17 protein-coding genes are annotated in these 18,712 nt (G+C 65.2%); 15 read left to right on the forward strand and 2 right to left on the reverse strand.

The features are described from left to right. Window positions 1–79 precede the first annotated feature (79 nt). The 7 genes from E5K00_RS08640 (at window position 80) to E5K00_RS08670 (ending at window position 6,063) form a co-directional block, all read left to right on the forward strand. Entirely contained in the window at window positions 80–1,165 is a 1,086-nt protein-coding gene (locus tag E5K00_RS08640) for a BamA/TamA family outer membrane protein (protein WP_135462821.1), read from the forward strand. A gap of 59 nt (window positions 1,166–1,224) precedes the next feature. Further along, window positions 1,225–1,917 carry a TIGR04283 family arsenosugar biosynthesis glycosyltransferase gene (locus E5K00_RS08645; RefSeq protein ID WP_135462822.1) on the forward strand — a complete coding sequence of 231 codons (693 nt, stop codon included), beginning with the start codon at window positions 1,225–1,227 and terminating at the stop codon, window positions 1,915–1,917. Continuing rightward, window positions 1,917–2,903, forward strand: a complete 987-nt coding sequence (locus E5K00_RS08650; protein ID WP_135462823.1) for an NAD-dependent epimerase/dehydratase family protein — start codon at window positions 1,917–1,919, stop codon at window positions 2,901–2,903. The genes E5K00_RS08645 and E5K00_RS08650 overlap by 1 nt, the downstream gene beginning before the upstream one ends. Further along, a complete protein-coding gene (locus E5K00_RS08655) occupies window positions 2,896–3,792 on the forward strand; it encodes an SDR family oxidoreductase (RefSeq protein ID WP_135462824.1) in 897 nt (298 codons plus the stop codon). The genes E5K00_RS08650 and E5K00_RS08655 overlap by 8 nt, the downstream gene beginning before the upstream one ends. Window positions 3,793–3,862: 70 nt before the next feature. Next, entirely contained in the window at window positions 3,863–4,195 is a 333-nt protein-coding gene (locus tag E5K00_RS08660; RefSeq protein WP_135462825.1) for an arsenosugar biosynthesis-associated peroxidase-like protein, read from the forward strand. 46 nt (window positions 4,196–4,241) lie between these two features. Continuing rightward, window positions 4,242–5,288: an arsenosugar biosynthesis radical SAM (seleno)protein ArsS gene (gene arsS, locus E5K00_RS08665; protein ID WP_135463713.1), complete on the forward strand. Its 1,047-nt coding sequence runs from the start codon at window positions 4,242–4,244 to the stop codon at window positions 5,286–5,288. 364 nt (window positions 5,289–5,652) lie between these two features. After that, window positions 5,653–6,063, forward strand: coding sequence for a hypothetical protein (locus E5K00_RS08670; protein WP_135462826.1), 411 nt, complete (start codon window positions 5,653–5,655; stop codon window positions 6,061–6,063). A 174-nt stretch (window positions 6,064–6,237) separates the two neighbouring features. Here E5K00_RS08670 and E5K00_RS08675 read toward each other — a convergent pair whose 3' ends face one another. Further along, on the reverse strand, window positions 6,238–7,506 hold the full coding sequence (locus E5K00_RS08675; protein ID WP_135462827.1) for a cation:proton antiporter: 1,269 nt from the start codon (window positions 7,504–7,506) through the stop codon (window positions 6,238–6,240). Between the two features lie 241 nt (window positions 7,507–7,747). Between E5K00_RS08675 and E5K00_RS08680 the strand changes: the two genes are divergently transcribed. Then, on the forward strand, window positions 7,748–9,118 hold the full coding sequence (locus tag E5K00_RS08680; RefSeq protein ID WP_135462828.1) for a DUF389 domain-containing protein: 1,371 nt from the start codon (window positions 7,748–7,750) through the stop codon (window positions 9,116–9,118). 3 nt (window positions 9,119–9,121) lie between these two features. Here E5K00_RS08680 and E5K00_RS08685 read toward each other — a convergent pair whose 3' ends face one another. Next, window positions 9,122–10,513, reverse strand: a complete 1,392-nt coding sequence (locus E5K00_RS08685) for a chloride channel protein (RefSeq protein WP_135462829.1) — start codon at window positions 10,511–10,513, stop codon at window positions 9,122–9,124. 442 nt (window positions 10,514–10,955) lie between these two features. Here E5K00_RS08685 and E5K00_RS08690 point away from each other — a divergent pair, with 442 nt between their 5' ends. From E5K00_RS08690 to E5K00_RS08720, 7 genes are all read left to right on the forward strand, one after another. Next, entirely contained in the window at window positions 10,956–11,228 is a 273-nt protein-coding gene (locus tag E5K00_RS08690) for a hypothetical protein (RefSeq protein WP_135462830.1), read from the forward strand. 68 nt (window positions 11,229–11,296) lie between these two features. Continuing rightward, window positions 11,297–11,974 (forward strand): response regulator, encoded by a 678-nt coding sequence (locus tag E5K00_RS08695; protein WP_135462831.1) that lies wholly within the window; start codon window positions 11,297–11,299, stop codon window positions 11,972–11,974. 4 nt (window positions 11,975–11,978) lie between these two features. Continuing rightward, window positions 11,979–13,346, forward strand: a complete 1,368-nt coding sequence (locus E5K00_RS08700; protein ID WP_135462832.1) for a HAMP domain-containing sensor histidine kinase — start codon at window positions 11,979–11,981, stop codon at window positions 13,344–13,346. A 73-nt stretch (window positions 13,347–13,419) separates the two neighbouring features. After that, entirely contained in the window at window positions 13,420–13,662 is a 243-nt protein-coding gene (locus tag E5K00_RS08705; RefSeq protein ID WP_135462833.1) for a hypothetical protein, read from the forward strand. A gap of 167 nt (window positions 13,663–13,829) precedes the next feature. Then, on the forward strand, window positions 13,830–14,174 hold the full coding sequence (locus E5K00_RS08710) for a four-helix bundle copper-binding protein (RefSeq protein ID WP_167856808.1): 345 nt from the start codon (window positions 13,830–13,832) through the stop codon (window positions 14,172–14,174). A 136-nt stretch (window positions 14,175–14,310) separates the two neighbouring features. Next, complete coding sequence (locus E5K00_RS08715) at window positions 14,311–15,471, forward strand: efflux RND transporter periplasmic adaptor subunit (RefSeq protein ID WP_135462835.1); 1,161 nt, start codon at window positions 14,311–14,313, stop codon at window positions 15,469–15,471. A gap of 58 nt (window positions 15,472–15,529) precedes the next feature. Continuing rightward, window positions 15,530–18,703, forward strand: coding sequence for an efflux RND transporter permease subunit (locus tag E5K00_RS08720; protein WP_135462836.1), 3,174 nt, complete (start codon window positions 15,530–15,532; stop codon window positions 18,701–18,703). Window positions 18,704–18,712: the final 9 nt, after the last annotated feature.

Genomic DNA, 18,712 nt, shown 5'->3' on the forward strand with positions numbered 1-18,712 from the left:
CGGCGGGCCGGAAAGATTGTGGCTTGCGCAATCTTCTCCCCGCCCGCATTGCGTACCGTTGTAGAACCGTTTTCGTTGCATGCTCCTGCTCACCGCATTTCTGGGCCTTACCCCGCTGGCGCCGCCCGACAGCCTGCCCCGGCGCGTGGCCCTGATTCCGCTGCCGCTGGTGTACTACACGCCGGAAACGCGCCTGGCCTACGGCGCGGCGCTGACGGCCACCCTGCGGTTTCGGCGCGACGCGGCGTACGCCGATGCCCGGCCCTCGCAGCTCACGCTCGGGGCGGCCTACACCCAGAACCGGCAGTTGCTGCTCTACCTGCCGTTTCAGCTGTTTTATGCCCGCAACACCTACTACGCCTACGGCGAGGTGGGCTACTACCGCTACAATTACTACTTCTACGGCCTGGGCCAGCGCGAAGTATCCCGCGAGCTGTACGGGGTGAATTTCCCGCGCGTGCGCCTCAATGCCTTCCGCCGGGTGCTGCCCGGGCTCCCGCGCGGCAAGCTCTACGCCGGCTTGCGTTATCAGTACGAAGACTACGAGGTGACGAGCGTGGCCCCCGGCGGGCTGCTGGCCAGCGGCACCGTGCCCGGCGGACTCGGCAGCCAGCTACGGGGCGGCGGCCTGGGGGTGTTTTATGATTCGCGCGACAACGTCTTTTTTCCCACCACGGGCGTTGTCGCCGACCTGACGTACCTGCACCGTAACCGCGCCACGGCTTCCGACGGGCCAACCACGCGTTTTAGCCGCTACGTGGCGGACGTATCCTCCTACCACCGGCTGCACCCGCATGCCATCCTGGCCCTAAACTACCTGACCAGCTTCACCGTGGGCACGGCGCCCTTTAATGCTCTTTCTCTGTTGGGGGGAACAAAACGCCTGCGGGGCTACTACGAGGGCCGTTTTCGCGACCAGAACGCGGCCCTGCTGCAAAGCGAGCTGCGCCTCGACGTGTACCGGCGGCTAGGGGCGGTACTGTTCGGCGCGGTGGGCACCCTGGGCGATGAGCAGGCCCTACTGCGGCTGCGGGCGCCCAAAGGCGCTTACGGTGCCGGCCTACGCTTCACCCTGACCCGGCGCGACCACCTGAACCTGCGCCTCGACTACGCGCTGGGCAAGCAGTCCACCGGCTTTTACCTGACCATCGGCGAAGCCTTTTAGCCCCTTGTGCGGATGATTTGCTAAAATCAAGCTACTTGCATCTTCCATCCCGCTGCCCTATGCCCATTAGCGTCATTATTCCGACTTACAACGAAGCCGCCCACATTGCCACTCTGGTGCAGCAGCTGAACCGCAATGCCCCCGCGCAGACCGTGGAAATCCTGGTCGTGGATGCCGGTAGCACCGACGCGACTGTGGCGCTGGCGCGGCAGGCCGGCGCCAAGGTACTACGCAGCCCCCAGCCGGGCCGCGCGGCCCAGATGAACTACGGGGCACGGCACGCCACCGGCGACATCCTGTACTTCGTGCACGCCGACGTGGGCATTCACCCCGACTACGTGGCTACCATCCGAGCGGCGGTCGGCCAGGGCTACGCGGCTGGCTGCTACCGCTTCCGGTTTGATTCGCGGCATCCGCTGCTGCGCCTCAATAGCTACGGCACCCGCTTCGAGGGCATCATGAGCCGGGGCGGCGACCAAACGTTATTTATCACCCGCAGGCTGTTCGAGCAGTTGCAGGGGTTCGATGAGCACTACTGCATCATGGAAGACTTCGACATTATCCAGCGCATTCGGCGGGTGGCGCGCTTCCTGATCGTGCCCCAGGACGTGGTGGTGTCGGCCCGCAAATACGAAACCAACAGCTGGCTGCGGGTCCAGCTGGCCAACCTGACGGCCTTTTCGATGTTCTTTCTGAAGGTGTCGCCGGCCCGCATTGCCCGCACCTACAAAACCCTGCTCAACTACCGCTGATGCCCGATACCGTACTCGTCACCGGTGCCGGCGGCTTTCTGGGCCGCCACCTCGTGCAGGAGCTGCTGCGGCGGGGCTACCGCGTGCGGGCACTGGTGCGGCCGGGTAGCCCCGTGCCACCCGATGCCCGGCCGGTGGAATGGCGAACCGGCGACCTGACCCATCCCGCCACGCTGGCGGGCCTGGCTGACGGGTGCACTGCCGTTATTCACGCCGCCGCACTGGCCCAGGTCAACCCCGCCCGCAACCCGGCCGTGTGGGCCGCTAACCTGGGCGGCACGGAGGCGGTGCTGGCGCTGGCCCGGCAGGCGGGGGTCGGCCGCTTCGTGTACGTAGGCACGGCCAACGTTTTCGGCTTCGGCAGCCGCTTGCACCCCGGCGACGAAACCCGGCCGTACGCCGGCCAGCGCTACGGCCTCGACTACATGGACAGCAAGCAGGCCGCCACGCAACGGGTGCGGCAGGCGGCGGCGCAAGAGCAGCTGCCCGCGGTGCTGGTCCACCCCACCTTTATGCTTGGTCCCGGCGACGCCAAGCCCACTTCCAATGCCCTGCTGCTGGAGCTATACCGGGGCAAGCTGCCCGGTTACCCACCCGGGGGCAAGAACTACGTGCACGTGCGCGACGTGGCGGTGGCCACCGTCAATGCCCTGACGATGGGGCGGGTGGGCGAGTCTTACATCCTGGGCAATGAGAACCTGAGCTACCGGGAAGCCTTTAGCCTGATGTCCCGGCTGATGGGGGTGCGCCCGCCGGCCTACGCGCTGCCGGCCTGGCTATGCCAAGCCTACGGAACCATCTGTGACATGCAGGCCCGGCTAACGGGCCGACCGGCCCAGCTGAATACCGCCATGACCGCCGTGGCAAACGATGGGCACTACTTCACGCCGCAGAAGGCCCGCGTGGAGCTGGCCCTACCGCAAACGAGTGTGGAGCGCGCCGTCGCCGACGCGTTTCACTGGTTTAAAGTTCATCGGTATGTCTGATACCCAACTGGCCTCGTCCGGCGCGGCGCCGCTCCCCCACCCGGTGCGCCCTTCCGTACCGGCTTTACCAGCGGGCACCGCTTTCTTCGCGGGGCAGGTAGCCCTGGTTACCGGCTCGGAATCGGGCATCGGGCGCGAAACCGCCCGCCAGCTCTGCCAGCAGGGGGCGGCCGTGGTGCTCAACGGCCGCAACGCCGAGCGCCTGGCCCAGACCCGGCAGGAGTTTGAGGCCGCCGGCTACGCCGTGACCAGTTGCGTGGCCGACGTGACGGATTACGCGGCGTGCGAGGCGCTGGTCGGCACGGCCCTGGAAGCCTTCGGCCGGCTCGACATCCTCATTGCCAACGCCAGCATCTCCCAGCGGGCCTACTTCGCCGACATGCAGCCCGGGGTGTTCCGGCAGGTGCTCGACAGCAACGTGTACGGCACGGTCTTTCCGCTCAAAGCGGCCTTGCCGCATCTGGTCCGCTCGCGGGGCAGCGTTACGTTCATTTCGTCTATTTCGGCCCTCAACGGCATGCCCAGCGGCTCGGCTTACTGCGCCGGCAAAGCCGCCGTAGCCAACCTGGCCCACACGCTACGGCTGGAGCTGGCCGATACCGGCATTCATTTCGGGGTGGTGCACATCGGCTTCACGCAAAACGACCCGGACAAGCGCGTCTTGGCCGCCGATGGGCAGCCGGTGCCCATTGCCCACCGTCCACCGCGCTGGCAAAAGTCGCAGGCGGAAGTAGCGGCTATCATCCTGCGCCACATCCGGCGGCGGCGGCGGCGCACGGTCATCTCGGCCCTGGGCCGGCTGATTGTGCTGGTGCACACCTGGCTGCCCCGCCTCGGGGATTGGATAGTGCTGCGCACCTTGCGGCGGATGCGCCACTTCTACGAGTGAGCCCGCAAACCGGGCCGGGCCCCTTCTTCGTATTTTATTCCCCTTCTTCGTACTTTCTTATACAGCGCCCATGAGCACTTACTACAACCCGGCCGATCTGGCCAAGTTTGGCAACATCACCGAATGGCAGGCCGAAGCCGGCCGCAAGTTCTTCGACTACTACGGGGAGGTGTTCAAGGAGGGTGCCCTCACGGAGCGCGAAAAAGCCCTGATTGCCCTGGCCGTGGCCCACGCCGTACAATGTCCGTACTGCATTGATGCCTACACCACTGACTCGCTGCAGAAAGGCGCCGACGAGGCCCAGATGATGGAGGCCGTGCACGTGGCCGCCGCCATCAAGGGCGGGGCGGTGCTGGTGCACGGCGTGCAGATGATGAACAAAGCCAAGGAACTGTCCATGTAGCCGGACGCGGCCTGGCGCTTTCCGACGTTGTAGCTACCCGTATATGATAAAATCCCTCAAAGCCACCGGCAACCAACTCGCGGACCCCGCCTTTCAGCTCACGGTCCTGAGCCGGGACGAAACCGAAGCCCAGCACCTGCCGCGCTTTCACGAGAAGCTGCGCGGGGCCGGGCTGTTTCCGCTCGTGCCCGTGGCGCCCTCGGTCCTGCAAATCAACGTGGGCAAGATGTGCAACCAGGTGTGCAAGCACTGCCACGTGGACGCGGGGCCCGACCGCAAGGAAATCATGACCCGCGAGACGATGCAGCTCTGCCTCGACGCGCTGGCCCAGACCGACATTCCCACGGTGGATTTAACCGGCGGCGCCCCGGAAATGAACCCTGACTTCCGCTGGTTCGTGGAGGAAATCAGCAAGCTGGGCCGCAAGGTGCTGGTGCGCTGCAACCTGACCATCATCGTGGCCAACAAGAAGTACCACGACCTGCCCGAGTTTTTCCGGCGGCACGGCGTGGAAGTCGTCAGCTCCCTGCCGTTCTACAGCGCGGCCAAAACCGATAGTCAGCGCGGCGACGGGGTGTTCGAAGACTCCATCCGGGCGCTGAAAATGCTCAACGCCGTGGGCTACGGGCAAGAAGGCTCGGGCCTGGTGCTCAACCTGGTGTATAACCCCGCGGGGGCCTTCCTGCCGGGCCCGCAGAAAGGTTTACAGGATCAATTCAAGCGGGTGTTGCTCAAAGACCACGGCATCGTTTTCAACGAGTTGTACGCCATTACCAACATCCCCGTGAGCCGCTACCTCGACTATCTGATTGAGTCGGGTAACTACGCGGGCTACATGGAAAAGCTGGTGGGCGCCTTCAACCCCGTGGCGGCGGCCGGCGTGATGTGCCGCAACACGATTTCGGTGGGCTGGGACGGCAGCCTCTACGACTGCGACTTCAACCAGATGCTGGAGCTGCCCGTGGCCGGCCCCGTGCGCCACATCCGCGACTTCGACGCGGCCGTGCTGGCCCGGCGCGGCGTGGTGGTCAACCAGCACTGCTACGGCTGCACGGCCGGGGCCGGCTCCAGCTGCGGCGGCACCGTGGCTTAGCTACCAAAGTCTTGCACCGACCATTCTACTGCAAACGCCACGGTCAACTCCAGGGTGTTTTTACATTCCGTGGTTGCAAAGAACTGCATTGCGCCGTTGCACCTTACGCTGCCCACTCCGACAGCCAGTGAGAGTGGTTTGCGCGTTACGCCCCAGCAAATTCTGTTTCAAGAGCAAACTAAAACTACCGGCAGCACCAGCGCGGAGGCTGGCCAGCACCAACCACCCGCGCACGAATAGCCGCTACGGCCGCGCCCGACATTGCAATTTCTTTTCCCTGGCCGCAACCGATGCGGGCCCGGAACGTTTCGACGAGGCCCGTCGTCAGTGGCGGGTTCCCTTTGCATAGTCTTAGCTAATTCTTGTGCTTCCTACTCGTTTCTATTTTTCCAATGCCGTGGGCGCGGTTGATTTCGTGCCCCGCGGCTACGTGTACCTGCACTGGTCGGGCACGCCGCTGACCAGCGTCGAGTTCCGGGCCCTGTACATGCACGTCCGCAACCTCTTGCAGCGGCACAAGCTCCAGGCCATTTTAGCCGACCACCACGCCATGCCCGCGGCTCCCGACGAGGCGGACCGGGAGTGGCTGCTCGACCAGTGGCTGCCCGAAACGCTGGCCGTGACAACCCTGACGCGCTACGCGGCGCTGCCCACGCCCGACCCCGGCCGGCGCCTGCACACCGAAACCGTGCTGCAAGGCCTGGCCCGCCACGTGCGGGTAGCAGTATTTGACGACCTGGAAGAAGCCTCAGCGTGGCTGACGGCCACCGAGTAGGCTACGGCCCCTGATTACCGGGGCTGATTATTTTTCGTCACGCTCCCGCGGCTCCCTGCTGTCAGGCACTCAACTCCCTAACTCCGGAAGCAGCTCTTCCAACCCTTGGCGTACCTGTTCCCGCTCATCGTCCGTGGGCAGGGTGCGCCGGGCGGCTTCCCGGATCAGATCCGCTTAGTGCCCGGCGTCGGCCGGCGCCTCGCCGGTGCTCAGGCCGAGCTTTTTTACCAGGGGCCCGATGCTGAGCCCCTGCACGATGATGCTGAAAATCACGACGACGTAGGTAACGCCCACCAGCAGGTCGCGGGGCATGGACTCGGGCAGCGACAAGGCCAGGGCCACCGAGATGCCGCCCCGCAGGCCGCCCCAGGTCAGTACCCGCAGGGTTTGGCGGTCGAAGGGGTAGTAGCGTTGCAGCAGCGCCAGCGGCAAGCCCACCGACGCCCAGCGGGCCACCAGCACCACCACGATGCCCACCACGCCCACCAGCAGCGTAGTGCGGCTGATGTCGAGCACCAGCATTTCCAGGCCGATGAGCACGAACAGCACCGCGTTGAGTATCTCGTCGAGCAGCTCCCAGAACTTGTCCAGGTATTCCCGCGTCACGTCCGACATGCCCAGCGCCCGGCCTTTGTCGCCCACAATCAGGCCCGCTACCACCATAGCCAGGGGGCCGGAGGTGTGCAGGGCCGCCGCCAGAGCCGTGCCGCCCATCACCAGGGCCAGGGTTATCATCACCTCCACCTGGTAGTGGTCGATGCTGCGCAGGGCCCAGAACCCGGCGTAGCCCAAAACCGCGCCCAGCACGATGCCGCCCACGGCTTCGTGCAAAAACAGCTGGCCAATAACGGCGGGCGTGGCCTGTTCGGCCCCAAACTGGGCAATCTGGAACAAGCTTACGAACACCACCACCGCAATACCGTCATTGAAGAGCGACTCGCCCACGATGCGGATTTCCAGCCGCTTGTCGATGCGCGCCTCCTTGAGAATACCGAGCACGGCAATGGGGTCGGTGGGCGAAATCAGGGCCCCAAACAGCAGGCAGTAGATAAAGTCGGTGGGCAGCCCGAACAGAGGCAGCAGGTAGTAGAACGCCGTACCGACCAGGGCCGTGGACAGCAGGGTGCCGGCCGTGGCCATCGCCGCCACGGCTATTCCTTCCCGGCCCAGGGCCCGCACGTCGACGTGCAGGGAGCCGGCAAACAGCAGAAAGCTCAGCATCACCTGCATCAGCACCGTGTGGAAGTCGATGCCGCGCACCAGCTGGCTGACGGTGAGCACCCACGACACCCCGAGCTTGCCCAGCCCGATGGCCAGCAGCGACGATACCAGGGCCAGCACCATTAGCCCAATGGTGCCGGGCAGCTTCAGAAAGCGGTGGTTGACGTAGCCAAACACGGCGGCTACGACGATCAGCAGCGCCAGGGTGTTGTATAATTCCATCAAATGGGGTGTACGGGTAAAGAGAAGCCGGGGTGAATCAGGCTTTGGTAAAACGATACGCAAGGTGTCTTCCGTCCTCCTAGATACGGCTAAGCGGGGAAGAGTTGACCGGCAAGGCGGTACTTTGTCGGGCTTGAACGCCCCGAAAAACGTATGCTTCGTTCCGGCTTGGGGTAGCTGCTACGAAAAGCCGGGGTAGTCGTCAACCCGTATCCTTACCGCCCACCCCTATTTTGCGCGTATGAATAATCCGCTTTTCCGCTGGCTGCGTGGGCGTTTCGACCTGGTGCACGACATGGCCGACCCGGCCGACATCGTGGCCAACGTGGAAGAGGGCGTCAGCTTTCGGGGTACCAATCTGTGGGTGCTGATGTTCGCCATTCTGGTGGCTTCGGTGGGGCTCAACGTCAACTCCACGGCCGTTATCATCGGGGCCATGCTGATTTCCCCGCTGATGGGGCCCATCGTGGGCATCGGGTTCGGGGCGGCCACGGTGGAGGTCGACTTGGTGCGGCGGGGCCTGAAAAACCTGCTGATTGCGGCCGGCATCAGCCTGCTGATTTCTACGCTGTATTTCCGGCTCACGCCCCTCACCGACGCGGGCTCCGAGCTGCTGGCCCGCACCCAGCCCACGGCCTGGGACGTGCTCATTGCCTTGTTTGGCGGGGCCGCCGGCGCTGTGGGCCTCACCCGCCGCTCCCGGGGCAACACGATTCCCGGCGTAGCCATTGCCACGGCCCTGATGCCGCCGCTGTGCACGGCCGGCTACGGGCTGGCCACGGCGCACTGGGGCTACTTTTTGGGGGCACTGTACCTGTTTTTCATCAACAGCGTGTTTATCAGCCTGGCCACGTTTCTGGTGGCCCGCCTCCTGCCCCTGCCCCGCCACACGTTTGTCAGCCCCCAGCGGGCCCGGCGGGTGCAGCTCACCATCTGGGCCCTGGCTTTGCTCACGAGCATCCCCAGCGTGTACCTGGGGGCGCGCATCGTGCAGCGCACCGTATTTGCCCACAACGCCCAGCAGTTCGTGGATGAGCAGCTCAACCTGCCCGGCACGTTTGTCGTCACCCGCCGCATTGAGGCCGACGCGCGCACCATCAACGTGCTGCTCAGCGGGGAAACCCTGACCCGGGCCCAGCTGCTGGCCGCCCGCAGCCAGTTGGCCCGCTACCGCCTGCCCGATGCCCGGCTGACCGTGCGCCAGGGCCTGGCCCAGCTCGATTCGGCCGACGCCCAGACCATGCGCAACAGCCTGCTCGAAGACGTGCGCAGCCGCAACGAGCAAACCCTGGCCGGCTACGACACCCGCCTGGCCCAGCTCCAGCAGGTACTCACCCAGGCCGATAACCCGGCCGTGACGGGTTTGCCCACGGGCCCGGCGCTGCTGAAGGAAATCCAGGTGGAGCACCCCGCCGTGCGCCAGCTGGGCCTGAGCCGCCTGGTGCGCCCGGCCGCCGATTCGCTCCGGGCCGATACGGCGGTGGTCGTGTCGCTGCGGACCGCCGGGACGCTGCCGGCCCCGGAGCAGCAGCGCCTGCGCCAGTGGCTGACCTTGCGGGCCGGCGGCAAGCGCACCGTGGAAGTGCTGCTCAGCCCGGCGCCGGACAAGTAAGAGTTACGGGCGGTTGTCTCTTTGGGGCGCCGGCCTTTCCTGTTCCAGCGCTTCGCGCAGAAAACCCATTTTCAGGTGCTCGTAGAAAGAATGCGGGTCGACCAGCGAGGCCACGGCCTGGGCCATCATGCCGCTGAGCAGCAGCTGGAAGATGGCCGAGTGCCGGTCCGTCATTTCCAGCACCAGGATGGCCGCCGTGAAGGGCGAGCGGACCACGCCGGTCAGAAAGCTGACCATGCTGACCAGAATCAGCAGGTTGTGGTCGGCGGCGGGCACGCGGCCGAGCCGGCACAGGGCGTCGCCGAGCACGGCCCCCGCGCTGAGCGAAGTGGCGAAAATGCCGCCCGCGCCGCCGCCGCAGTAGCTCAGGGCCATGCCGATAAAGCGCGTGGGAAACAGGTACCAGGGCGTCTGCCCATCGTTTGCGAACAGCAGGCGGTTGATAATGGGCTTGCCGGTGCCCACGCCTTCCTGGCCCACGCAATACGCCAGCGCCGCCAGCAGCAGCCCGCAGCCGACCACCCAGCCCGCCTGCTGCCCCCAGGTGGTGAGCCGCTTGCGGTAGACATTGAGCCAAAGCAGGGTTTTGGCAAACACGGCCCCCGCCAGGCCGCAGATGACCGCCACCAGCGCCACTGTGGCCAGAAACCAGCCCGCGTGAGCCGTGACCTTCGGGAAACCCAGGTACAGGTACGGCCCCAGCAGCGACTGGGCCGTGAGCCCGGCCACGATGACGGCCGAAAATACGGCCATGCGGAAGCGGGCCATGTGCATCTGGGTCAGCTCTTCCACCACGAACACGATGCCACCCAGCGGGGTGTTGAAGGCGGCGGCCAGTCCGGCGGCCCCGCCCGTGACGAGGGCAATCTGCCGGGAAAGCTGGGGCCAGCCGGCCGGCTGCAGGCGGTTGATGGCCCGGAAAATGGCCGCTGAAATCTGAATCGTGGGCCCTTCCCGCCCGATAACCCCGCCGCCGAGCAGCAGGGCCACGCTGCTGAGTACCTTGATGATGGCCACCTTCAGGCTCAGCAGGTAGCCGGTGCGGTGGTGCTGGCTGGGGTTGGACAGCTCGATGCCGGCCATTACCTGCGGAATCCCGCTGCCCCGGGCGGCCGGCGCCCAGCGCTGCACCAGCCCCCACGACACCAGAAACGCCAGCGGCGTAAGAATAAAGGCCAGCAGGGGCTGGTGTCGCAGCCAGGCAAAGCTGGTTTGCTCGGCCCACACAAACAGCCTTTCGTAGCCCACGGCCACCACCCCGACGACAACGGAAGCAAACCAGAAAGGAAAGCTTTGTAGAATCAGCCGGCGCACCCGGTCGGTGTATAAGCGGCGGATGACGTGCCGGTCGAACCAGGTCAGCAGCCGGGCGTAGCGGGTAGGTGAGTCGGACATTGCAGGGAAATACAGAAGGCAGTGGGCGGCTTGGCCCGCCTTGCGGAAGCCACGGCTCGGGCTTGAGCCGGACGGCTAATAAGGCCAGGAGGGCCAAAGCTACGCCGGGCTGCATGAGCCCCGCGTGAGCCGGCGGGGTTGCTACCCGGGCTTCGGGTATACGGCGGGGCCAGCCGGAAAGTCCGGGCCAACGCTCAGCTTCGGGCGAGTTTTAATGTTTTTTAATGTGGAGTTCACCTCGTGCTAATGCGCCGGTTGCTCCTTACCTAAACCTGCTGCTGGCTTACCCCCGGCTGCCACTGCGGCCCGCTTCTTGTGCGCTGACTCCAACATAGAAGTTCAAAGCCCCCGCTCACCGCCCTGGTTGTGAGGAGCCGGGCGGCTTGTTTTCCACCGTTAGCGAGCTTAGCCCACCCAGGCCCGCTACTAACCGCCTCCGCTTATGTCCGTCACCGCCTATGAACGCCTGCGCATTGCCCACCGCGCCCTGCTCCAGAGCCCGCCAACTCCGGTAGCGCTGGAGCAATTGCTGGAAACCCTGCCGGCCTCGCTACAGGACATTGCCCGGATGCGCCCCGCCCTGATGGACGAGGTAGACACCTGCCAGCAGCACCTGCACCAGGTTCGCCAGCAGCTCCGCCGCCCCGAATCGGTGGACGTGGATACGATTATCGAGGACTTGCACCACAGCCTCTCGCCCCTGTTTGCCGGCTAACCGGCCGCTTTTTCGCGACCCGACCGGCTGCGGCTGCGTATCCTAAGCTTTCCGCCTGTACTGACTTTATGAAACTGCTGCTCGTTGAAGATGAACCCAAGCTAGCCTCCTTCGTCAAGAAGGGCTTCGAGAACGAAGGCTACGAAATCGAGGTGGCCTACGACGGCCGCATGGGCCTTTCCCTGGCCCAGAAGCAGCCCTACGACCTGGTCATTCTCGACGTGAACCTGCCCTACATCAACGGCTTTGAGCTCTGCCGGCTCATCAAGCAGCAGGTGCCCCACCAGCCGGTACTCATGCTCACGGCCCTCGACAGCCTCGACGACAAGGTCAGTGGCTTCGAGGCGGGCACCGACGACTACCTGGTCAAGCCCTTTGCCTTTCAGGAGCTGCTCATGCGCACCCGGGTGCTGACCCGCCGCTACGCCGACGCGGCGGCCGGGCAGCGCCTGCTGCGCATTGCCGACCTGGAGTTTGACCTCGACTCCAAGGCCGTGACCCGCAACGGGCAGCGCATCGACCTGACCACTAAGGAATACTCGCTGCTGGAATACCTGCTACTCAACCGCGGCAAGGTCATTTCCCGGGTCGATATTGCCGAGCGGGTCTGGGAGCTCAACTTCGATACCAACACCAACGTCATCGACGTGTACGTAAGCCACCTGCGCAAAAAGCTCGACAAGGGCTACGACGTCAAGCTGATACACACCGTGGTGGGGATGGGCTACGTGCTGCGCGAAGGCTAGCCCGATGCTGATTCGCAACAAGCTCATTCTGCGCTTTACCCTGCTGGTGCTGCTGATTCAGCTCTGCCTGTCGGGCTTCATCTACTACTTCTACGCCACTTCCCGGCAGCAGCGCTTCGACGACCGGCTGCGCGGCAAGGCCCTGATGACCACCCGCCTGCTGCTGCGCCAGTCGCCCCACCCGGCCGATGCCGAGCGCAACTTCCGCCGCCGCGACCTGATGACCATCGTCGACGAGCGGGTGAGCATCTACGGGCCCGGCGGGCACCTGCTCTACACCAGCGCCGACTCGCTCAGCCAGAAGCACAACTCGGCCCAGCTGGAACGTATCCGGCCCGGGGCCCCGGTCAGGTTTCGGGACGGCAACCTGGAGGCCGTGGGCGTGTATTACCTTTTCGACGGGCAGCCCTACCACGTTTTTGCCGCCGGGCGCGACGCATTCGGCTACCAGCAGCTGGCCAAGCTGCGCCTGATTCTGCTGGTCGGCAACGTGGGCGGGCTGGTGCTGATTGTGCTGGCCGGCTGGTACTTCGCCGACCAGGCCCTGCGCCCCATGGCCCGGGTGGTGCGGCAGGTGGAAAAGATTACGGCCAGCCGCCTGAACACCCGGGTGCACGAAGGCAACGGCACCGACGAAATTGCCCAGCTGGCCATTACCTTCAACGGCATGCTGAGCCGGGTGGAGCAGGCCTTCGAGATGCAGAAAAGCTTCCTCTCCCACGCCTCCCACGAGCTGCGCACGCCCCTGGCCACCCTGCGCGGCACCCTGGAAACCTCCCTGGCCTACGACCAGAACCTGGCCGAAGCCAAGCAAAGCCAGGCCACGGCCGTGGAGGAGCTCAAGAAGGTAATTGAGCTGACCAATGGCCTGCTGGCCCTGGCCAAGGCCGACGACGCCTCTTTCCGCCGGGAGCCGGTGCGTCTGGATGAGTGCCTGGCCCGGGCCCTGCAAATCAGCGCCGCCACCTACCCCGCCCAAACCCTGCACCTGGAATACGGCGACTTGCCCGCGGAAGTCGAAGACGTGTTCGTGGTGCCCGGCAACGAGCATTTGCTCACCACCAGCCTGCTCAACCTGCTCGACAACGCCTGCAAATACTCCAGCGGCGCGGTCTGGGTGGTGCTGGGCTACGACTCGCCCCGGCAGCTGCGCGTGACCGTGCGCGACGCGGGCATCGGTATTGCCGCCCCGGACTTATCCCGGGTGTTTGAGCCCCTGTACCGGGCCGCCAACGGCAAAAGCCGCCCCGGCTACGGCATCGGGCTGGCTTTGACCAAGAAAATCGTGGAGCTGCACGGGGGCCGTATCGAGCTGACTTCGGCCGAAGGCGCGGGCACGACGGCCACGCTCGTGCTGCCCACGGCGGCTTAACCTTTTCTAATGCGGCGTTCATACGGTTTTAATACCGCCCCGCTTGCTTTGCCACTCTATCACGCCAACCGCCATGGACCGGACAAACCGCAACCGTCTGCTGCTGGCTCTGTTGCTGGGCGCCCTGGTGCTGTCCACCGCGCTGAACGTTTACTTTCTGAAGCAGCAGACCGACCGGCCCCTCGACTACGAGTTCGAGGCCGGCCTGCCCACCTCCGTCACCGAAATGGAGCTGGTGCGGGCCCGGGCCCAACTGGCCGAGTGTCAGCGCCAGCACTCCGCCCCCGACTCGCTCGGCGGGGTGACGCGCCGCTGAGCCCAGTTTTTAATGTTTTTTAATACGGCTGTAATCTGGCCCTAATGCGCGGAGCGGAGTTTTCGGCCCTTTCCTTCCCCGGCGGCCCGCCAGCTCTGGTCGTTCCGCGGCACCTGTACCAGTTGCCCGACGACCCGGCATCCGTCTGTCCCACTTACTGCCTTTGCATGCTGCCCCGTCAACAACACGTTTTAGATGCTTTATACGCCTGCTTCGTCGCCTGCGAAGCCCAGGCCACGCACGGCCTTAATCACCCCGAAGCCCCGGCCCTGAGCCGCAGCGTGCGCCTGAGCCGGGACTGCGCCGACCTGTGCCGGCTGTCGGCCGCTTTCGTCGGGCGCGGGTCTGAGCACACGGCCCACATGCTGCGGGAATGCGCCGAGCTGTGCCGGGTGTGCGCCGACGAGTGCACGCAGTTCAGCGACGAAGCCTGCCGCCTCTGCACCGACGCCTGCCGCCGGGCCGAAGACGCCTGCCGCACGGCCTTTGTGCGCCCGGCGGCTCTGGTATAAAATAGCTATGCAACCGGCTGCACTACGCCAGAACCAGGATTCTTAATGTATTTTAATGCAGTCGTAATCTGGTGCTAATCTGGCACCGGGAGCTTTGGGGCATCACCAGCGAGAATTTCGCGCCTTCCGACGTCCCATGCCTCCACACCTGTTTTCTTCCCCGTTCAGAGCAACCACCGCCTGGCTGCTGGTTCCGCTGCTGGGCCTGGGCCTGAATAGCTGCGGCACCAACAGCCAAGCCGACACCGCCCCGCCCACCGAGCAGCTCACCTTGCCCGTGGCCCGCCTGCAAGCCCGCGACACGACGCTACTCCACGACTACGTGGCCGATATTCAGGCCGTGCGCAACGTCGAAATCCGGGCCCGGGTGGCGGGCTTCCTGGAGCAGATCTACGTGGATGAGGGCCAGACCGTGACGAAAGGCCAGCTCCTGTTCCGCATCAACGACGCCGAGTACAAAACCCGCCTGGCCCGGGCCCGCGCCACGCTGAGCAGCGCCACCGCCCAGGCCCGCATTGCCGGCCTGGAGCTGGACCGCGTCCGGCTGCTGACCCAGAAGAAAATCATTACCGACACGGAGCTGGACGTGGCCCAGGCCAAGCTCCACGCCGCCCAGGCCCGCATCGAGGAAGCCCGCTCGGCCGCCGCCAATGCCGCTTTGCAGCTCTCCTACACCCTGATTCGGGCGCCCTTCGCCGGCACCATCAACCGTGAGCAGCTCAAAGTCGGCAGCCTGGTCAGCGACGGGACGCTGCTCACGACGGTTTCGGACACGCGGGAGCTGTTTGCCTACTTCAACGTGTCGGAGGCGGAGTATTTGGAATACGCCAAGTCCCGGCCCGCGCCGGGCAGCCCGGAAAACAACGTGCGCCTGGTGCTGGCCGACGGCTCGCTGTATGCCGCGCCGGGCAAGATTGAAACCGTGGAAGGTCAGTTTCAGGCTTCCACCGGCTCCATTGCCTTCCGGGCCCGCTTTGCCAATCCCCGGCAGCTGCTCAAGCACGGCGCCACCGGCAAGGTGCGCCTGGGCAACCCCGTGCCCGACGCTTTGCTCGTGCCCCAGAAGGCCGTGTTCGAGGTGCAGGACAAAAACTACGTCTACGTCGTGAACCGGCAGGGCGTGGTGCGGCGCAAGAACTTCGTTCCCCAGGCCCGCCTGGCCGCTTTCTACGTGGTGGAAAAAGGCTTGCAGGCCGGCGACCAGGTCGTGTGTGAGGGAATCCAGGATTTGCGCGACGGGGCCCGCATTACGGCCCGGCCCGTGACCCTGCAAAGCCTGCTGGCCTCGGCCGACTAGCTGCCCCCGGCCCCGAAACCGCGCCCGGCGCGGCATGTGCTACCCCTACCCTTTTCTGATGTTCGATATTTTCATCCGCCGGCCGGTGTTGTCGCTGGTTATTTCGCTGTTTCTGACCTTGCTGGGTTTGGGCGCGCTCTACACGCTGCCCGTCACCCAGTTTCCCGACATCGTGCCGCCCTCCGTGACGGTGCGGGCCAAGTACAACGGGGCCAACGCCGAAGTCTGCGCCAAGGCCGTGGCCACGCCCCTGGAGCGGGCCATCAACGGCGTGCCGGGCATGACCTACATGAACACCGTAACGACCAACAACGGCACCACCCTGGTCGAGGTGTTCTTCGAAGTCGGCACCGACCCCGACCTGGCCGCCGTGGCCGTGCAGAACCGCGTGACGACCGTCATCGACGAGTTGCCCGAGGAGGTTATCAAGGCCGGCGTGGCCACGGAGAAAGAGGTGAACAGCATGCTGCTCTACCTCAACGTGGTCAGCGACGACCAGAGCGTGGGCGAGGAATTCATCTACAACTTCGCCGATATCAACGTCTTGCAGGAGCTCAAGCGCATCAAGGGCGTGGGGCTGGCCGAAATCATGGGCAACCGCGAGTACGCCATGCGGGTGTGGCTCAAGCCCGACCGGATGCTGGCCTACCGCCTCGGGGCCGACGAAATCGTGCAGGCCATCCAGAGCCAGAGCGTGGAAGCCGCGCCGGGGCGCACCGGGGAAAGCTCGGGCCGCTCGGCCCAGGTGCTGCAGTACGTGCTGCGCTACACTGGCAAGCTCTTCAAGCCCGAGCAGTACCGCAACATCGTGGTGCGGGCCAACCCCGACGGCTCCGTGTTGCGCCTGCAGGACGTGGCCGACGTGGAATTTGGGGTGCAGACTTACCGGATGCTGTCCAAGTCGAACGGCAAGCCCTCGGCGGCCATCATGCTCAAGCAGCTGCCCGGCTCCAACGCCTCCGACGTTATTGCCGGGGTGAAGGCCCGCATGGCTGAGCTGCAGAAAACCAGCTTCCCGCCCGGCATGCGCTACACCATCAGCTACGACGTGTCGCGCTTCCTCGACGCGAGTATTCACGAAGTGCTGCGCACCCTGTTCGAGGCCTTTTTGCTGGTGTTCGTGGTGGTCTACCTGTTTTTGCAGGACTGGCGCTCCACGCTCATTCCGGCCCTGGCCGTGCCGGTGGCGTTGATTGGCACCCTGTTTTTCATGCAGCTGCTGGGCTTTTCCATCAACCTGCTCACCCTGTTTGCCCTGGTGCTGGCCATTGGTATTGTGGTCGACAACGCCATTGTGGTGGTGGAGGCCGTGCACGCCAACATGCACGACAAGCACCTGGGCCCGCGCGAGGCCACGTTTGCGGCCATGCACGAAATCAGCGGCGCCATCGTGGCCATTACCCTGGTCATGTCGGCCGTGTTTATTCCCGTGTCGTTTATGGCGGGGCCGGTGGGCGTGTTTTACCGGCAATTCTCCCTGACGCTGGCCATTGCCATTGTCATTTCGGGCCTCAACGCCCTGACGCTCACGCCGGCGCTGTGCGCCCTGCTGCTCAAGGAAGTGCCGGCCGATGAGCCGCGCCGGGGCTTGCTGGGGCGGTTTTTCTCCGGCTTCAACCGCCGCTACGAAGCCTTTGCCGACCGGTACCAGGGCCTGGTGCGCTGGGTGGCCTCGCGCCGCATTCTGACGGCCGGGCTGCTGCTGTTTTTCTTCGTGGCCACCTGGGGCGCCAACGCCATTCTGCCCACTGGCTTTATTCCCAGCGAAGACCAGGGCATGATTTACGTGAACGTAACCTCGCCGCCCGGGGCCACGATGGAGCGCACCCAGCGCGTGCTCGACCAGGTGCAGCAGGTGGCCCGCACGCTCCGGCCCGTCGAGTCCATTTCGACCCTGGCCGGCTATAGTCTGATGAACGACGTATCGGGGGCCAGCTACGGCATGGGCATGATTAACCTCAAAAGCTGGGACGCGCGCCAGGAGTCGGTAACCGAGCTGATGGAGCAGCTGCGGGCCAAAACCCGGCACATTACCGGGGCCCAGGTGCAGTTTTTCACCCCGCCCACCGTGCCCGGCTTCGGCAACGCCGGCGGCTTCGACCTGCGCGTGCTGGACCGCACCGGCCGCGGCGACCTGCACCAGACCGACGAAGTTACCAAGCGGTTTGTCAAGGCCCTGAACAACACCCCGGCCATTGAAAACACCTTTTCCGGCTTCGACCCCAGCTTTCCGCAGTACCTGATTCACCTCGACGCAGACCTGGCCGCCAAGAAGGGCGTGACCGTGGAAAAGGCCATGAGCACCCTCCAAACCCTGATGGGCTCGAACTACGCGGCCAGCTTTATCCGCTTCGGGCAGATGTACAAGGTGATGGTGCAGGCCCTGCCCGGCTACCGCACCAAGCCCGAGGACTTGCTGAGCCTCTACGTGAAAAACGACCGGGGCGAAATGGTGCCCTACTCCACCTTCGTGCGCCTGGAGCGGGTGTACGGCCCCGAGCAGTTCACGCGCTACAACATGTACACCTCGGCTATGGTCAACGGCGACGCGGCCCCCGGCTACTCGTCCGGCGACGCTATCCGGGCCGTGCAGGCCGTGGCCGAGCAGGAGCTGCCGCAGGGCTACACCTTCGAGTGGAGCGGCATGACCCGGGAGCAGATTATTTCCGGCAACCAGGCCCTGTACGTGTTCGGCGTCGTGCTCATTTTCGTGTATCTGCTGCTGGCGGCCCAGTACGAAAGCTTCGTGCTGCCCCTGCCGGTGCTGCTGAGCTTGCCAACCGGCATTTTCGGGGCTTTCCTGTCTTTGAAGCTGCTGGGCCTGGAAAACAACATCTACGCCCAGGTGGCCCTGGTCATGCTGGTGGGCCTGCTCGGCAAAAACGCCATTCTCATCATCGAATTTGCGGTGCAGCGCCGCCAGCAGGGCTTTTCGGCCCTCGAGGCGGCCGTGGCCGGGGCCCGCTCCCGCCTGCGGCCTATCCTGATGACCTCCTTTGCCTTCGTGGCCGGCCTGATTCCGCTCTGCGTTGCCTCGGGCGCGGGGGCTATGGGCAACCGCAGCATCGGCACGGCCGCCGCCGGGGGTATGCTCATCGGCACTTTGTTCGGGGCCGTGCTCATTCCGGCCCTGTACGTGCTGTTTTCGCGGGACAAGAAGCCCGCCGCCACCGAGCCCGCGCCGGCCCACGCTGAACCCGCGCCGGCCCACGCTGAACCCGCCGTTGTCTGACCCTGCCGT

Origin of the sequence: Hymenobacter aquaticus (genome assembly GCF_004765605.1) — a bacterium.
GTDB classification, from domain to species: domain Bacteria; phylum Bacteroidota; class Bacteroidia; order Cytophagales; family Hymenobacteraceae; genus Hymenobacter; species Hymenobacter aquaticus.

Excerpts from the sequence above, each read along its gene's own strand:
- E5K00_RS08640 (WP_135462821.1), top strand. The coding sequence starts at position 80 with ATGCTCCTGCTCACCGCATTTCTGGGCCTTACCCCGCTGGCGCCGCCC.
- E5K00_RS08645 (WP_135462822.1), top strand. The coding sequence starts at position 1,225 with ATGCCCATTAGCGTCATTATTCCGACTTACAACGAAGCCGCCCACATT.
- E5K00_RS08650 (WP_135462823.1), top strand. The coding sequence starts at position 1,917 with ATGCCCGATACCGTACTCGTCACCGGTGCCGGCGGCTTTCTGGGCCGC.
- E5K00_RS08655 (WP_135462824.1), top strand. The coding sequence starts at position 2,896 with ATGTCTGATACCCAACTGGCCTCGTCCGGCGCGGCGCCGCTCCCCCAC.
- E5K00_RS08660 (WP_135462825.1), top strand. The coding sequence starts at position 3,863 with ATGAGCACTTACTACAACCCGGCCGATCTGGCCAAGTTTGGCAACATC.
- E5K00_RS08675 (WP_135462827.1), bottom strand. The coding sequence starts at position 7,506 with ATGGAATTATACAACACCCTGGCGCTGCTGATCGTCGTAGCCGCCGTG.
- E5K00_RS08680 (WP_135462828.1), top strand. The coding sequence starts at position 7,748 with ATGAATAATCCGCTTTTCCGCTGGCTGCGTGGGCGTTTCGACCTGGTG.
- E5K00_RS08685 (WP_135462829.1), bottom strand. The coding sequence starts at position 10,513 with ATGTCCGACTCACCTACCCGCTACGCCCGGCTGCTGACCTGGTTCGAC.
- E5K00_RS08690 (WP_135462830.1), top strand. The coding sequence starts at position 10,956 with ATGTCCGTCACCGCCTATGAACGCCTGCGCATTGCCCACCGCGCCCTG.
- E5K00_RS08695 (WP_135462831.1), top strand. The coding sequence starts at position 11,297 with ATGAAACTGCTGCTCGTTGAAGATGAACCCAAGCTAGCCTCCTTCGTC.
- E5K00_RS08700 (WP_135462832.1), top strand. The coding sequence starts at position 11,979 with ATGCTGATTCGCAACAAGCTCATTCTGCGCTTTACCCTGCTGGTGCTG.
- E5K00_RS08705 (WP_135462833.1), top strand. The coding sequence starts at position 13,420 with ATGGACCGGACAAACCGCAACCGTCTGCTGCTGGCTCTGTTGCTGGGC.
- E5K00_RS08710 (WP_167856808.1), top strand. The coding sequence starts at position 13,830 with ATGCTGCCCCGTCAACAACACGTTTTAGATGCTTTATACGCCTGCTTC.
- E5K00_RS08715 (WP_135462835.1), top strand. The coding sequence starts at position 14,311 with ATGCCTCCACACCTGTTTTCTTCCCCGTTCAGAGCAACCACCGCCTGG.
- E5K00_RS08720 (WP_135462836.1), top strand. The coding sequence starts at position 15,530 with ATGTTCGATATTTTCATCCGCCGGCCGGTGTTGTCGCTGGTTATTTCG.